Annotated in this window: 11 protein-coding genes; 5 read left to right on the top strand and 6 right to left on the bottom strand. The window is 73.1% G+C overall.

Annotated elements, in window-relative coordinates:
• Nucleotides 1-221: 221 nt before the first annotated feature.
• A complete protein-coding gene (locus tag JF597_RS14235; RefSeq protein WP_293994176.1) occupies nt 222-1,280 on the bottom strand; it encodes an LCP family protein in 1,059 nt (352 codons plus the stop codon).
• A gap of 272 nt (nt 1,281-1,552) precedes the next feature.
• A complete protein-coding gene (locus JF597_RS14230; protein ID WP_293993942.1) occupies nt 1,553-2,308 on the bottom strand; it encodes a TIGR03089 family protein in 756 nt (251 codons plus the stop codon).
• Between the two features lie 111 nt (nt 2,309-2,419).
• Between JF597_RS14230 and JF597_RS14225 the strand changes: the two genes are divergently transcribed.
• On the top strand, nt 2,420-3,763 hold the full coding sequence (locus JF597_RS14225; RefSeq protein ID WP_293993940.1) for an N-acetylmuramoyl-L-alanine amidase: 1,344 nt from the start codon (nt 2,420-2,422) through the stop codon (nt 3,761-3,763).
• 161 nt (nt 3,764-3,924) lie between these two features.
• Complete coding sequence (locus JF597_RS14220) at nt 3,925-5,007, top strand: NDP-sugar synthase (protein ID WP_293993938.1); 1,083 nt, start codon at nt 3,925-3,927, stop codon at nt 5,005-5,007.
• Between the two features lie 136 nt (nt 5,008-5,143).
• On the opposite strand, the gene JF597_RS14215 is transcribed toward JF597_RS14220, so the two are convergent.
• The 4 genes from JF597_RS14215 to JF597_RS14200 form a co-directional block, all read right to left on the bottom strand.
• Nucleotides 5,144-6,154, bottom strand: a complete 1,011-nt coding sequence (locus JF597_RS14215; protein ID WP_293993936.1) for a DNA-3-methyladenine glycosylase 2 family protein — start codon at nt 6,152-6,154, stop codon at nt 5,144-5,146.
• Nucleotides 6,155-6,276: 122 nt separating this feature from the next.
• On the bottom strand, nt 6,277-7,638 hold the full coding sequence (locus JF597_RS14210) for a coenzyme F420-0:L-glutamate ligase (RefSeq protein ID WP_293993934.1): 1,362 nt from the start codon (nt 7,636-7,638) through the stop codon (nt 6,277-6,279).
• A complete protein-coding gene (gene cofD / locus JF597_RS14205; protein ID WP_293993931.1) occupies nt 7,635-8,594 on the bottom strand; it encodes a 2-phospho-L-lactate transferase in 960 nt (319 codons plus the stop codon). The genes JF597_RS14210 and cofD overlap by 4 nt, the downstream gene beginning before the upstream one ends.
• Nucleotides 8,595-8,627: 33 nt before the next feature.
• On the bottom strand, nt 8,628-9,128 hold the full coding sequence (locus tag JF597_RS14200) for a cysteine dioxygenase family protein (protein ID WP_293993928.1): 501 nt from the start codon (nt 9,126-9,128) through the stop codon (nt 8,628-8,630).
• Nucleotides 9,129-9,752: 624 nt separating this feature from the next.
• On the opposite strand from JF597_RS14200, the gene JF597_RS14195 reads away from it, so the two are divergent.
• From JF597_RS14195 to JF597_RS14185, 3 genes are all read left to right on the top strand, one after another.
• Nucleotides 9,753-10,016 carry a WhiB family transcriptional regulator gene (locus JF597_RS14195; protein ID WP_003975777.1) on the top strand — a complete coding sequence of 88 codons (264 nt, stop codon included), beginning with the start codon at nt 9,753-9,755 and terminating at the stop codon, nt 10,014-10,016.
• 204 nt (nt 10,017-10,220) lie between these two features.
• Nucleotides 10,221-13,952, top strand: coding sequence for a glycosyltransferase (locus JF597_RS14190; RefSeq protein ID WP_293993755.1), 3,732 nt, complete (start codon nt 10,221-10,223; stop codon nt 13,950-13,952).
• On the top strand, nt 13,949-15,445 hold the full coding sequence (locus JF597_RS14185; protein ID WP_293993753.1) for a DUF5719 family protein: 1,497 nt from the start codon (nt 13,949-13,951) through the stop codon (nt 15,443-15,445). Before JF597_RS14190 ends, JF597_RS14185 begins: the two co-directional genes overlap by 4 nt.
• The last annotated feature ends 9 nt before the right edge of the window (nt 15,446-15,454 follow it).

Genomic DNA, 15,454 nt, shown 5'->3' with positions numbered 1-15,454 from the left:
GGGCCACGCGGCGCCTTCCCCCCACCAAGGCGCTCGGTCACGTTTCGCGGTGCGCGACCCCAGGACGGACCTCGCGGCCGGGTGCACCGGAGCGCTCACACTATCCGCCCAGTTCAGCGTCGAGTGACGCCAGTGACAAATTCGTCCTTCCTACAACCGGGCAATCCGTCTCATTTAACTGACAACGAACGGCGCGGAAGTTCGCCGCCTTGGCGCGTGCTTTACTCGCAACTGTCCTCGGCGGCGGTGTTACCGCGAAACGCGGACGCCGAGGAGTCCCCGGAGGAGGAAGAGCTCTTCCTGGCGACCTTCACCGGCCGGTCGGCCCGCAGCAGCGCGAACAGCGCGTCCGCCTTGCCCGCCACCAGCTGGTCCCGGTTGGAGTCGTACACATACGGCTCCCGCGGCACGGTCAGGAACTGCACCTGGTCGGTGGGGACGTCCCGCAGCCCGCGAACCAGCTGGTACAGACCCCGCAGACTGGCCAGCTCCGGATCGGTGGTGAGCGCGGAGGTCGCCGCGTCCAGCAGCGGGTAGAGCTTCGCCGGGTTCAGCAGTACGTCGCTGCTCTGCACCTTGTTGACGAGCGCCCCCAGGAACTGCTGCTGGCGGTCCATCCGCCCGGTGTCACTGCCGTCCCCGAGCGACTTGCGCACCCGCACGTACCCCAGCGCCTGCTCCCCGTCGAGGGTCACCCGCCCGGCGGGCAGCCGCAGCTTCGCCGCCTTGTCGTCGATCGGCTTCTTCAGGCACACCTGCACCCCGTCGATCGCGTCGACCATGTCCTTGAAGCCGCTGAAGTCGACGACGACGTGATGGTCGATCCGGATGTCCGTGAGCTTCTCGACGGTCCGGATGGTGCAGGCCGAACCACCCACCTCGAAGGCCGAGTTGAGCATGGTGAACGAGGGATCGCTGCGCCGCCCGTCCGCGCGCAGGCAGCCCGGCACGTGCACCATCAGGTCCCGGGGCAGCGAGACGGCGGTGGCGCTGCGCCGGTCGCGGGCCAGATGCAGCAGGATGGTCGTGTCGGAGCGTTCGGTGCCCGAGTCCTTGCCGTAGCGGCGGTTGCCGTCCCCGGCGCGGGTGTCCGACCCGATGAGGAGGATGTTCTGAGCGCCCCGCACCAGCTCGGTGGGCCGCTCCCGCTCGTACCGGTCGAGCTCGGCCTCGGCCGCCTCGTCGGCGGTGATGTTGTGACTGAGCTTGGCGTACAGGGCCCAGCCGCCGCCGACGGCCCCGACGAGAACCACACCGACCCCGAGGGCCACCCCCCGCACCCAACACCGACGCCGCCGCCGGGCAAGCCCGTACCCGGTGGCGGATGCCCCTACGACGTCGGTCACTCCTCAACAGTGCCTTGGCCCAGGACGCGAGGGCGGGGTAACTGGTCCACGCGGGTGAGCGGTCCAACCACGCGGTGGTGGGGTGCCGACGGGGGCTGGTCTTGTGGGAGGGGCGGGGGTTGCCGGCGCGGGTGCCTGGTCCCACCTTCCTGGGGGCGCGGGGAACTGCGCGAACGGCCCCCACCGGGCCGCACCCGAAAACGACCTCAGCGAGCGGAAGCCGTAACCCGCTCACTCTCGATCCGCTTGGCGATCCCTTCCTCACCCAGCTCGTCCAGGTGCCGGCACAGCACCACCGACCCCCCGACCGCGAGCGGCGCGTACAACCCCGCGCTCAGCCCCTCCCACGTGTCGTACCCGAGCCCCGACAGCAACCGCGACCCCGGCCCGGTCAGATCCAGCCCCGCCGCATCCCCGAGCGCCCGCTCCACGACCTCGGCGCCACTCATCTCCGCCCCGGCGACGATGAGCGCCGGCTCCTCGGGATCCACGGGAGAGAACGGCACGAACCGGTCCCCCTGACTCGGCACCTCGACGGCGTAGTCGACGAACCCCTCCGGCGTCTGCGGGAACCGCCCGCCCAGCGGCCGCAGTGCGAGAGCGACCCGCTCCCCGCGGCACGCCCGCGCCGCCTCCAGCGAGTCCGGCCCGCTGACGACCACGTCGGCCGCCGCCGGCTCCCCGGCCACGTCGGCGATCGCACCCACCGACGAACAGGCCAGCAACCACACCGCCGTCTGCCAGTGCGCCGGCAGCAGCAGGGCGACCCGGTCGCCCGGCCCCGCCGCGAGATCGGTCTGCAACAGATTCGCCGTCTTCGCCACCCAATTGGCGAAGGTGGCCACGGACAATTCGACGCGCTCGCCCGTCGCGTCGTCGTAGAAGGTCACCAGGGGGCGTCCGGGATCCGCGGCGAGCGCGGAACGCAGCAGGTCGGCAGGGGTGCGATCGGTGGCGTTCACCCGCGCAAGCGTACGCCGCGCCCGGCGCCCGCACCGCCCGGCAGGGCCACCGGTCCGGCGTAGCGGGCCCCGACGGACCGTCAGTTCCCCAATGGACACGTTTGTCTGACTATGTTCAATATCGGGGGCATGCGTGGATTCCTGACTTGCCCGACCGGCGCCACCTGCGCGGCCGCCCTCACCCTCCTGCCGACCGTGCTGAACCTGCCGTCCGCGGCCGCCGCACCCGCGGACCGGACCACGACGGCCCTCTCCGGCAGCACCCAGTCGCTGCCCCTCACCCCCCGCATCCGCGAGCGTGTCCTCGGCCAGGCCCCCGAACAGGGCGTGTACCGCACCGGCGTACGGCATTTCTCGCTCGTCGGCGTCGTCTGGGACAACCCCGGAACCGAACTCCTCGGCCAGGTCCAGGTACGCACCCGGTCCGCCGGCACCGGGCACTGGTCGGGCTGGCAGGACGTCGACGCGCACAACGCCGACCACGGCGCCGACCCGGGCACGGCGGAGGCCGCCTCCGGCCGCGTGCACGGCGCCACCGCGCCCCTGTGGGTGGGCGACTCGGACGGAGTCGACGTACGCGTGCGCGCCACAGCAGGACCCGGCCCCGGCGTCGGACGCGACCTGCTCCCGGCCGGCCTGCGCCTGGAACTCGTCGACCCCGGCGACGAGGCCCCGTCCGAGGGGCCGCCCGGCGACACCCCGCGCACCGACACCGAGGCCGACGCGGCCGCCTCGCTCAACGCCGACCTAGTGTCCTTCGCCGCCACCGAGATCCCCGCACTCAGCCGGGCGGACACCGAACGCGAACTCCGGGAGATGGGCGGCGCCGGCGCCCCGCTCGCGAAGCCGTACATCGGGCCGCGCCCGAGGATCGTCACCCGCCGAGGCTGGGGCGCCGACGAATCGCTGCGCGAGAAGGGGTTCGTCTACACGGGGAAGGTCAAGGCGGCCTTCGTCCACCACACCGCCTCCGGCAACGGTTACCGCTGCTCCCAGGCCCCGTCCGTCATCCGCAGCATCTACCGCTACCACGTCGTGAGCATGGGCTGGCGGGACATCGGCTACAACTTCCTCGTCGACAAGTGCGGAACCATCTACGAAGGCCGCGCCGGGGGAGCGGCGAAGGCCGTCAGGGGCGCCCACACGCTCGGTTTCAACAACAACAGCATGGGCATCGCGGTGATCGGCACATACGGCTCGCACAAGCCGTCCGCCGCCGCCGTGACCGCCGTCGCCAAGCTCACCGCGTGGAAACTCGGGCTCTTCGGGGCCAATCCGAAGGGAAAGACATATCTGAAGTCCGGGGGTGGCAATCTCTACCCAAAGGGGAAGAACGTACGACTCAACGTGATCTCCGGCCACAGGGACGGGTACGCCACCGACTGCCCAGGCGCCAAGCTCTACGCCAAGCTCGGCTCGGCCCGGACCAGCTCCGCGCACCTTCAGGGGCGCTGAGTACGGGGCCGGCGTTCACCGCCGTCGGGGGCAGTCGGGGGATACCGCACACCCATGCCGCGTGGCACCGCGCGGCCGTCGAGGGCGCCGTCGCACGGTCTGCATACACTGGCCGGCCGACAGAGAGTTCGGCCGGTCCCGGCAGGAAGCAGAGACGACAGGTGACAGAAGCGATCCTCCTGGTCGGCGGCAAAGGCACCCGGCTGCGCCCGCTCACGGTCCACACGCCCAAGCCGATGGTCCCTGCGGCCGGGGTCCCGTTCCTGACGCACCAGCTGGCCAGAGCCAGAGCGGCGGGCGTGGAGCACATCGTCCTCGCGACGAGCTACCTGGCGGAGGTCTTCGAACCGTACTTCGGCGACGGCGCGGCACTCGGCCTGCACATCGAGTACGTCACCGAGGAGGAGCCCCTCGGCACCGGCGGCGCGATCCGCAACGTGGCCGCCCGCCTCCACTCCGGGCCCGACGACCCGGTCCTGATCTTCAACGGCGACATCCTGACCGGGCTGGATATCCGCGCCCTGGTGGCCACGCACGAGTCGACCGCCGCGGACGTCTCCCTCCACCTCACGAAGGTGACGGACCCGCGCGCGTACGGCCTCGTCCCCACCGACGGGGCGGGCAGAGTGCTCGCCTTCCTGGAGAAGCCGCAGACGCCGGAGGAGATCGTCACCGACCAGATCAACGCGGGGGCGTACGTCTTCCGCCGCTCGGTCATCGACACGATCCCGGCGGGCCGCTCGGTGTCCGTGGAACGCGAGACCTTCCCCGAACTGCTCGCGGCCGGCGCCCACCTCCAGGGCATGGTGGACTCCACGTACTGGCTGGACCTCGGCACGCCCGCGGCCTTCGTCCGCGGCTCGGCGGACCTCGTCCTCGGCCGCGCCCCGTCCCCGGCGGTGCCCGGCCGCTGCGGCGACCGTCTCATCCTCCCCACGGCCCGGGTCGCGGCGGACGCGAAGCTGACGGGGGGCACGGTGGTGGGCGAGGGCGCGTTCGTGGCGGAGGGCGCGAGGGTCTTCGGCTCGACGATCCTCCCCGGCGCCGTGATCGAACCCGGCGCCGTCATCACCGACTCCCTCATCGGCAACCGCGCCCGCGTCGGCGAACGCTCGGTCCTCACCGGCACGGTGATCGGCGACGGCGCGGTCATCGGCGCCGACAACGAACTGCGGGACGGCGCGAGGGTGTGGTGCGACGCGATGATCCCGGCGGGCGCGGTGCGGTTCTCTTCGGACCAGTAGGGGTGGTGGCGGCAGCGCGCTGACCACGGGTGCGTGGGGGCTGATCGCGCAGTTCCCCGCGCCCCTGAAAGACATAGCTGCGGGCAGTCGTGCCTCCCCACGGCCTCAAGGGCCTGGGAGGTACCCCCAGGCGGCCTCACAACCGGCCGATGTCGCCCCGCGACATCCGCGGCGCCCGTCGCGCCGGCGTATGCCCGCTCAGCAGAATCAGCCGAGCCGCCCGATGCCGCTGCCCGGCATACGGCTCGAGCAGCCGCAGCATCGCCTCGTCGTCGGCATACCGGTCCCCGGCCAGCGCGAACCCGACGATCCCCGGCAGGTGCAGGTCCCCGACCGTCACCGCATCCGCCGCCCCGTGACTGCGCTGCACGGTCTCCGCCGACGTCCACGGCCCCACCCCCGGCACCACCTCCAGCCGCGCCTGCGCCGCCTCCGCCGCCATCCCCACGGCCTGCTCCAGCCGCGCGGCGACCCGCACCGCGCGCAGGATCGTCGAGGCCCGCTTGTCGTCGACCCCGGCCTTGTGCCACTCCCAGGAAGGAATCAGCGCCCAGGTACGCGGCGCCGGCATCACCCACATCGGCCGCTCGCCCACCCCCGCCGGACCCGGCGCACGCTCCCCGAACCCGCGCACCAGCAACCGCCAGGCCCGGTACGCCTCGTCGGTGGTGACCTTCTGCTCCAGGACCGACGGGATCAACGACTCCAGCACCAGCCCGGTCCGCGTCAGCCGCAGCCCCGGCCGCCGATGCCGGGCCGCCGCCACGACCCGGTGCCGGGGCACGAACACGGACGGGTCATCGGCGGAACCGAGCATCTCCGGCAACTGCTCCAGCAGCCACTCGGCCCCCGGCCCCCATGCCTCCCCGCGCACCTCACCGCCGTACACGGCGACCCGCAGCGTCCCGGCCCCGGCAGGGGTGAGACTGGCCCGCCACACGGACCCGTCCCGGGTAGCCCTGAAGGTCGGATCCCCGGGCCCCCGCCGCAGCGGCCCCAGCACCAGCCCCAGATCAAGGGGCCCGTCCGGCTTCCAGAGCCGCACCCGCCCGGCCGCGACAGCCTGCCGAGGCACCCCGGCGGGCACGACGACCTGCCCACCCCGCACGGTCGTACGCGTGGGCTTCGGAGCAAACCGACCAGCCACTCAAAGAATCCTAGGCCTCAGGCGCCCGTCTTTTTGGGGGCGCGGGGAACTGCGCGATCAACCCCCACAAACGTGCACTCGCCGACGAACCGGCCAACCCCGATCCGAAGGCGCAAAGCAACTCACCGCACCTCGATGAAGTCCCCGGCCTCCCTCGGCGCCCTCTCCCGCGGAGCCTCCGCGGCCTTCCCCACCGCAACCGCCCCCATCGGCTCCCACTCGGCCGGCAGCGCGAGCGCACCCCGCACCACATCCCGGCAGAACATCGTCGACGACACCCACGCCGAGCCCAGCTGCTCCCCGGCCAGCGCGACCAGGAAGTTCTGCACCGCGGCCCCCGCCGCGACCACGAACATCTCCCGCTCGGCCGTGTCCCGCCGCGCATCCCCGTACGTGTGCGCCCCGTCCATCACCAGACAGGGCACGACCAGGTACGGCGCGTTCCGCAGCACGTCCCCCCGCCGCACCCGCTTCGCGATGGACTCCTCCGACTTGCCGTCCCTCCTCAGGTCGGCGATCCACGCGTCCCGCATGGCGTCCAGCAGCCGCACGCGCGCCCCGGCCGACTCCAGCAGCACGAACCGCCACGGCGTGGTGTGATGCGGCGCCGGCGCGGTCACGGCCGCGGCGACCGCCCGCCGTACCGCCCCGGGGTCGACTGGCTCGTCGGTGAACGCCCGCACCGTCCGCCGCAGCGTCACCGCCTCCCGGACCGCCTCGGACGTCCCGAGCCGGAACATGTCGCTGCCCGCGTCCCGGACCATCGCCCGCGCGCCGTCCCCGTCGTCGTCCGCGTCGGCCACGACATGGGCGAGGCCCCGCACCACGGCGACCGGCATCCCCGTCGCCTTGCCCTTCACCAGGTCACCGGCGGCGGCCAGTTCGTCGGCCGTGGCGACGACCGTGGCGACCAGCGGATTGCCGTGCGCGTCCACGCCCCCGCGCAGATCGTCCAGCACCTCCACGCCGGCGGCGCCGATGGTGACGTCCGTGAGCCCCGAGCGCCAGGGCCGCCCGAAGGTGTCCGTGACGACGACGCCGACGTTGACGCCCAGCGCGTCCCGCAGGCCCGCGCGGACGGCACGGGCCGAGGCGTCGGGATCCTCGGGCAGCAACAGCACCGTCCCGGCGGGGGTGTTGGACGCGTCCACCCCGGCCGCCGCCATGACCAGGCCCTGCCGGTTCTCCACGATCCGCAGGGCCCCGCGCCGGGCCACCACCCGTACGGTCTCGGCGTCGATCGCCGCCTCCCGGTCGGCCGCCTCGACGAGCCGTCCTTCGGCCTTGGAGACGATCTTGGAGGTGACGATCACCACGTCACCGTCGGCCAGCCCCGGTTCGGCCGCGGCGATCAGCTTCGCCAGGTCGTCGCCCTGCTGGACTTCGGGGATCCCGGGCAGCGCCCACACCCGGTACGCGGGCACCGCGTCGGCCGTACCGGTCGCGTCGGTGGCTGCGGTCGTGTCGTCGGTCGCGTCCCTCATGCCCCGCGCACCTCCTCGGCCAGCGCCAGCGCCTCCCGGGCCATCTGCGCGGCCGCGTCCAGGTCGGTCATCATCAGCGGAACGGCCCGGCAGCGGATGCCGGCCGCCTCCACGCGCGCGACGCTGCCCGCGTCCACGGAGTCGACGAGCCAGCCGTCCAGCAGCCCGGAGCCGTAGTGCTCGGCGACCGCCGCCGCCGTCGACTCCACGCCCACCGCGGCGAGCACCTTGTCGGCCATCCCGCGCACCGGAGCGTCCCCGACGATGGGGGAGAGGCCCACCACCGGTACCCCGGCGTCCGCGATCGCCTCCCGGATGCCGGGCACCGCGAGGATCGTGCCGACGGAGACCACCGGGTTGGACGGCGGGAAGAGGATCACGTCCGCCTCGGCGATCGCCTCCAGGACGCCGGGTGCCGGCTTGGACTGCTCGGCGCCGACCGGGACCACCGCCTCGGCGGGGACGCCGGCCCGCAGCCGTACCCAGTACTCCTGGAAGTGCACGGCCTTGCGCTCGCCCTCGATCTCGACGGCGACATGGGTCTCGACCCGGTCGTCGGTCATCGGGATCAGCTTCACGCCCGGCTTCCAGCGGTCGCACAGCGCCTCGGTCACCGCGCTGAGCGGATATCCGGCGCCCAGCATCTGGGTGCGCACGATGTGCGTCGCGAAGTCCCGGTCGCCGAGCCCGAACCAGTCCGGCCCCACGCCGTAGGCGGCGAGCTCCTCCTTGAGGTGGAAGGTCTCCTCGGCCCGCCCCCAGCCCTGCTCCTCGTCGATGCCGCCACCGAGCGTGTACATCACCGTGTCGAGGTCCGGGCAGACCTTCAGCCCGAAGAGGTGGATGTCGTCCCCGGTGTTGCCGATGACGGTCACGTCGGCGTCCGGCACGGCCTGCTTCAGACCGCGCAGGAACCGGGCACCGCCGATACCGCCTGCCAGAACCACAATGCGCATGCGCCAAGTCTTGCAGGCGGGTGCGACAACGCGTCACGCAGTCACGGGACGGGCCTCGCAGGCGGCCGCGGCCGCCGTGTGCATCGGCATCTCGGTCAGCCCCGGGTAGTAGACGTGCAGGCTCACCGCGGGCTCCAGCGTGTCGTTGACCACCTCGTGCGCGTACCCCGGCGCGAACACCCGTTGCGCACCGGCGCCCAGCGCGCGCGTGCCGCGCCCGGTGCGTTCGGTGAGCGCCCCTTCCAGGACGGTCAGCACGCCGGAGGAGCGGCCGTGGTCGTGCAGTCCGCTGCCCTGGCCGGGCACCCAGGACAGCAGCCACACCTCGTAGCCGGGGCCGGTGCGCAGGCGGTGGTACCAGCGGCTGGTCGCGTCGTACTGGACGAGGTGCTCCCACTGCGCGCGGTCGGCGGCGATCGCCCGGGCCAGGCCGACGAACTCGGCCACGGTGACCGGGTGCTCGCGCGGGGCCTGCAGCAGGTGCGTGACCTCGAGGATGTCGCCGGCGATCTGGAGATCGTTGTCGCTGTTCATGGGGGTGCGTTGGTTCCTCAGTGAAGAAGGTCAGCGGGGAACGAAAAGCGAAGACCGAGTCCTGGGGACTCGGTCTGCAGCCGGAGCGGGAGCGGTCGGGGACGGCTACGGCTCAACAGCTGGAACAGCAACAGCTACAGCGAGCGCGGGCAGCACCGTGGGACCCGGCGGTGCGGGTCGAGGTGAGTGCCAAGTTCGCGAGCATGCCCACAAGAACAGCGGTTCACACCCTCCGTGTCAACTCGACGCCCGGTATGTGGGACACGGTTCACCTCATCCGGTCCATCTCGCTGCCGAAAGGTTTGCTCAGTGGGCACCCGGGACACATGGCGCACAACCGGGCGCGCGAGCCACTTCGGAACGCGATCGAACATCTGGGCGTCCTCCTCCGTACAAGCCCTGTATGGGGTCGGAGGCCCTGAGTGGGGCCTCGTCTGCATGTCAAGGTTTATGCCGATTTGAACACTTTCCGCTCGGCCTTGGTTCCGCAGAGTGAATAACGGGCCCAATAGCAGATCTCGGCTTGACTCGCCCGGAGCAGCACACTTGTAATTTCACTCGTGTCGTTCAGCCGAAATCGGTAACGGCCGGGCACGGGGACGTAAAGACAGACGAGGGGCGCACATGACCGAGCTGGTGCAGCAACTGCTGGTCGACGACGCGGACGAGGAACTCGGCTGGCAGGAGCGCGCGCTGTGCGCCCAGACCGACCCCGAGTCCTTCTTCCCCGAGAAGGGCGGCTCCACCAGAGAGGCCAAAAAGGTCTGCCTCGCCTGCGAGGTGCGGTCCGAGTGCCTCGAGTACGCCCTCGCCAACGACGAGCGGTTCGGTATCTGGGGCGGACTGTCCGAGCGGGAGCGCCGCCGCCTCAAGAAGGCCGCCGTCTGAGCCGGGAGGGCTGCCGACCGAAGCGGACGTCCACACAACGCACACATCTGAGCTGCGCGAACGGCCCGTCGCGGGTGGGTTATCCACAGGCGGCGGGCCGTCGGCATGCCCAGCCGATAGTGTGGTCGCTCGTCCGAGACGCCTCGCCGCCACCAGCGGGCGCAGGAGTCCACCGCAGTCCATCGAACCGGGGCCCGTACCTCGATGTCCGTGCACAGCCACACGGCAGCCCAAGACACGGCTGCCACAGCGGGGTTTGACCCAACCCGCCCGCCCGAGTTCCCGCGTCATGTGGTGACCGCGGTGCTCGTCTCCCACGACGGCGCCCGCTGGCTGCCCGACGCGCTCGCCGGGCTGCTCGGCCAGGAGCGCCCCGTCCAGTACGCGGTGGCGGCCGACACCGGCAGCGCGGACGACTCCGCCCAGCAGCTCACCGCCTCCCTCGGCGACGCCAACGTCCTGCACCTCGCCCGCCGCACCGGCTTCGGCCAGGCCGTCGAGGAGGCGAGCCGCACCGCGCCCCTCCTCACCCCGGACGACCTGCCGTACCTGAAGCGGCCCAGCGGCTGGGACCCGGTCACCCGCCAGTGGCGCGACGACGCCTACGACATGCCCGAGCTGCCGTACGGCGAGCCGGTCCAGTGGCTGTGGCTGCTGCACGACGACTGCGCCCCGGAACCCGACGCCCTGGCCCAGCTGCTGCGGGTCGTCGACAACGAGATGGAGCTGGGCCGCGACGACGTGGCGGTCGTCGGCCCCAAGCTGCGCGGCTGGTACGACCGCCGGCAGCTCCTGGAGGTCGGCGTCACCATCGCCAACTCCGGTCGCCGCTGGACCGGCCTGGACCGCCGCGAGCAGGACCAGGGCCAGCACGACCACGTACGGCCCGTGCTCTCCGTCTCCACCGCCGGCATGCTCATCCGCCGCGACGTCTTCGAGGAGCTCGGCGGCTTCGACCGCCGGCTGCCCCTCATGCGCGACGACGTCGACCTGTGCTGGCGCGCGCACAACGCGGGACACCGCGTCCTGATCGCTCCCGAGGCCGTCGTACGGCACGCCGAGGCCGCCTCCCGCGAGCGCCGCACCGTCGACTGCGCCGGCCGCACCGCCACCTCCCCGCACAAGGTCGACAAGGCCGGGGCCATCTACACCCTGCTGGTCAACGCCCGTACGGCCGTGCTGCCCTGGATCCTGTTCCGCCTGGTCCTCGGCACCCTGCTGCGCACCGTCGCCTACCTCGTCGGCAAGGTCCCCGGGCAGGCCCTCGACGAGATCCGCGGCCTGCTGGGCACCCTGCTGCGGCCCGAGCGGATCATCGCCGGGCGGCGCAGGCGCGGCCGCTCCCAGCTCGACAAGGGCGAGCTGCGCCCCCTGTTCCCGCCGCCCGGCGCCACCGTCCGGGCCACCGTCGAACAGGTCGCGGGCAACCTCTTCGGCGCCGACGACGAGATCTCCGCGGCCGGCCGGCACGGCGGCGCGGTCGAGTCCGGGCCCGGCGGCGACGACGCCGACTTCCTGGAGATCGAGCAGTTCGCCCGCCTCAAGCGCATCGCCCGCAAACCGGGCCCGGTGCTCTTCCTGGTGCTGCTGCTGTTCTCGCTGGTCGCCTGCCGCGCGCTGCTCGGCTCCGGCGCCCTCGCGGGCGGCGCCCTGCTGCCCGCCCCGGGCAGCGCGGGCGAGCTGTGGTCGCGCTACCTGGACGCCTGGCACGCCGTCGGCGCCGGCGGCACTCCCGCCGCGCCGCCGTACCTCGCGATCATCGCCTCCCTGGCCTCCCTGCTGTTCGGCTCCACCGGGCTCGCCGTCACCGTGCTCCTGGTCGCCTCGGTGCCGCTGGCCGGGTTCACCGCCTACTTCGCCTCCCGCCCGCTGGTCACCTCGCGGCTGCTGCGCGCCTGGGCGGCCATCGCCTACGCCTTCCTGCCCGCCGCCACCGGCGCCCTCGCGGGCGGCCGCATCGGCACCGCCGTCCTCGCGATCCTGCTGCCGCTGATCGCCCGCGCGGGCATCGCGGCCAGCGGCCTCACGCACCCCTCCGGAGCACGCGGCAGCTGGCGCGCCACCTGGGCGTACGCGCTGCTGCTGACCGTCACCACCGCGTTCACGCCGATCGTCTGGCCGATCGCCCTGGTCCTCGGCCTCGCCGTGCTCGCCGTACGCCGCTCCGACCTGGTCGCCTCCGGCTTGCGGCTGCTGGCCCAGCTCGGCACCCCGCTGCTGGTCCTCGCCCCCTGGTCGCTGACCCTGCTGCCGTCCGGCTTCTTCACACAGGCCGGGCTGGGGTACGGCTCCTCGGCCGCCTCCGCCCTCGACCTGCTCGGCGCCAGCCCGGGCGGCCCCGGCACCGTCGACGGGCTGCTGCTCATCGGCGTCGTCCTGGCCGCGCTCGCCGCCCTGCTGCGCTCCGAGCGCCAGTCGGCGGTCCGCACCGCCTGGGCGGTCGCCCTGGTCGGCCTGGTCTTCGCGGTCCTGTCCAACAAGTCCGCCTGGGCCGGCCCCGCGACCCTCGTCTACGGCATCGCGATCCTGGCCGCCGCCGCGCTCGGCGCCGACGGAGCACGCTCCCGGGTCGCCGAACAGAGCTTCGGCTGGCGCCAGCCGGTGGCCGCCCTGATCGCCTTCGCCGCCGCCGCGGGCCCGCTGCTGCTCGCCGCCGGCTGGATGATCGCGGGCGCCGACGGCCCGGTCGAGCGCCGCGACCCCACCCAGGTGCCCGCCTTCGTCGCCGAGGACAGCACCACCACCGACCAGGTCCGCACCCTCGTCCTCGACAGCGACAGCACCGCCCGCGTGACCTACATGCTGGTACGCGGCTCCGGCGCCCGCATGGGCGACGCCGAGGTGGCCGCCGCCGACGGCGAGAACGCCAAGCTCGACAAGGTCGTCGCCAACCTGGTGGCCGGCTCCGGCGCCGACCAGGCCGACCAGCTCGGCGGGTTCGCGGTGCGCTACGTCCTGGTCCACAAGGGCGCGCCGCGCGACATCACGCGCGTGCTCGACGCCACTCCCGGCCTGTCCCGGCTCAGCCAGCAGGACGGCAGCGCCCTGTGGCGCGTCGACCAGCAGGTCTCCCGCGCGACCATCGTCTCCGCGAACGGCTCGGGTACCCCCGTTTCCGTCGCCGCGGGACCCGTCGACATCCACACCACCGTCCCGGCCGGCGCCGACGGCCGCATCCTGCGCCTGGCCGACTCGGCCTCCCCCGGCTGGACGGCCACCCTGGACGGCAAGCCGCTGACCCGCACCACCGTGGACGGCTGGGCCCAGGGCTTCGAACTCCCCTCCTCCGGCGGGAAGCTCGACCTCACCTACGACACCCCGTTCACCCACACCGCCTGGCTGTGGGCGCAGGGAGCGCTCGCCGTCGTCCTGGTCGTCCTCGCCCTGCCCGGCCGCCGCCGTGACGTCGACGACGACCTTCCCGAGGAGCAGCCGATCCCCGCCCAGGCCACCGAGGGCGAGGGCCGCCGCGCCCGCCGCCTGCGCGCCCAGGCGGAGGCCGAGGAGGAGTTCCCGGAGTTCCCGGAGTCCCAGGAGCACCAGGAGGCCCCGGAAGGCGCCGACGTCCCGTCGGCGGATCCACAGGCTCCGCAGGAGGAGACCCCGGCCGCGGTTCCGCAGCAGCAGTCGTACGACGAGTGGGACCCGGCGTCCTATCCGCAGAGCGACGGCTATGACGCGGGCTACGCCGACCCGTACCAGGGCGCCGAAGCCGGCACCGGCCAGTACCAGACCGGCGGCTACGACCAGCAGACCTACGACCCCTACCAGACCGGCCAGTACGACCCGTACGCCTACGGCGGTCAGCAGGGGCAGGCCGGGTACGACCCGACGTACCAGCAGGGCTACGACCCGGCCTACGACCCCGCCTACGACCCGGCCGCCCAGCACCACCGCGGCACCGGCGGCGAGCACCACGACGGGAGCCAGCAGTGAACCGCACCACCCTGTCCCTGCTCGCCGGCACGGCGGCCCTCGCGGCGGTCACCGGGTTCGCCGAGCTGAACGCGCCGGCCGCCACCCCCGCGCACGCCGCCGAGGCGGCCGTCCAGCTGCCCGTGGAGCGCTCCACGCTGCTGTGCCCGGCGCCCAGCCTGTCCGACATCGCGGACACCTCGTACACGTCGTTCACGCCCGTCACCAAGGGCGCCACGAGCGACGGGAAGGCCGCGCTCCAGGCCGCCACCGAGCAGTCGGCGCAGGGGACGGGGAGCGGCGGCGGCAAGAAGAAGGCCGCCAAGCCCGTCCTCACCCCCAAGGCGCCCGGCACGCCGGCCACCGGGGACACCTCCGGTTCCGACGGGCCGGCCTACGTCGGCACCGCCGAGGGCAAGTACGCCTCAGGCTGGACGGTCCAGGAGACCACCGAGGTCGCCGCGGGCACCGGTCGCGGCCTCCAGGGGGTCACCTGCACGGCGGCCGACACCGAGTTCTGGTTCCCCGGCGCCAGCACCGCCTCCGGCCGCACCGACTACGTGCACCTCACCAACCCCGACGACAGCGCCGCCGTGGTCGACGTCGAGCTGTACGGCAAGGACGGCCAGCTCAAGTCCACGGTGGGGGAGGGCATCACCGTCCAGCCGCACGCCAGTGAGCCGGTCCTGCTCTCCACGCTCACGGACGAGCGCCAGACCGACCTGACCGTGCACGTGAGCGTGCGCAGCGGCCGGGTCGGCGCGAGCGTGCAGGCCCTGGACGACAAGACCGGCGGCGACTGGCTGGCCGCCGCCGCCGACCCGGCGGGCAGCCTGGTGCTGCCGGGCATCCCCAAGGACGCCACCGACGTCCGCCTGATCGCCTTCACCACCGGCGACAACGACGCGGACCTGAAGGTGCGCCTCGCCTCCCCGGACGGCACGATCACCCCCGCCGGCAACGAGACGCTGCACGTGAAGTCGGGCATGACCACCGCCACCGACCTCGGCGACGTCACGCGCGGCGAGGCGGGCTCGCTGATCCTCACGCCCTCCGACCAGTCCGTCCCGGTGGTGGCCGCCCTGCGTGTCACGCGCGGCAAGGGCGGCAACCGGGAGACCGCGTACATCCCGGCGACCGCACCGGTCGGCACGCGCGCGACCTCCGCCGACAACAGCGGCAAGGGCACCACCCTCTCCCTGACCGCACCGACCGGGACCGCCCAGGTCAAGGTCACGGCGTCGGCGGGGAGCGGCGGCGGCACATCGGTGTCCAAGACGTTCACGATCAAGTCCGGCACCACGCAGAACGTGGCCGCCCCGGTCCCGTCCGGGCTGAAGGGGACCTATGCCCTGACCGTCGAGACGGTCTCCGGCGGTCCGGTCTACGGCGCCCGCACCCTGGCGGCCACCGAGGGCGGTGTCCCGGGCTTCACGATCCAGACCCTCCCGGACGACCGCGGCACGGTGGCCGTTCCGGAGGCGGACCAGGACGTGTCGGTGCTGCAGAAGTAGAGCGGGCGG

The organism is Streptomyces sp., assembly GCF_019510245.1.
Taxonomy (GTDB): Bacteria; Actinomycetota; Actinomycetes; order Streptomycetales; family Streptomycetaceae; genus Streptomyces.
The sequence above is the reverse complement of the archived record's forward strand: the minus strand, read 5'-3'. Positions and strand labels throughout refer to the sequence as shown.

Bases quoted from the DNA above. Each gene is read 5' to 3' on its own strand.
- JF597_RS14225 (WP_293993940.1), top strand. From the start codon at position 2,420: ATGTTCAATATCGGGGGCATGCGTGGATTCCTGACTTGCCCGACCGGC.
- cofD (WP_293993931.1), bottom strand. From the start codon at position 8,594: ATGCGCATTGTGGTTCTGGCAGGCGGTATCGGCGGTGCCCGGTTCCTG.
- JF597_RS14200 (WP_293993928.1), bottom strand. From the start codon at position 9,128: ATGAACAGCGACAACGATCTCCAGATCGCCGGCGACATCCTCGAGGTC.
- JF597_RS14195 (WP_003975777.1), top strand. From the start codon at position 9,753: ATGACCGAGCTGGTGCAGCAACTGCTGGTCGACGACGCGGACGAGGAA.
- JF597_RS14190 (WP_293993755.1), top strand. From the start codon at position 10,221: ATGTCCGTGCACAGCCACACGGCAGCCCAAGACACGGCTGCCACAGCG.
- JF597_RS14210 (WP_293993934.1), bottom strand. From the start codon at position 7,638: ATGAGGGACGCGACCGACGACACGACCGCAGCCACCGACGCGACCGGT.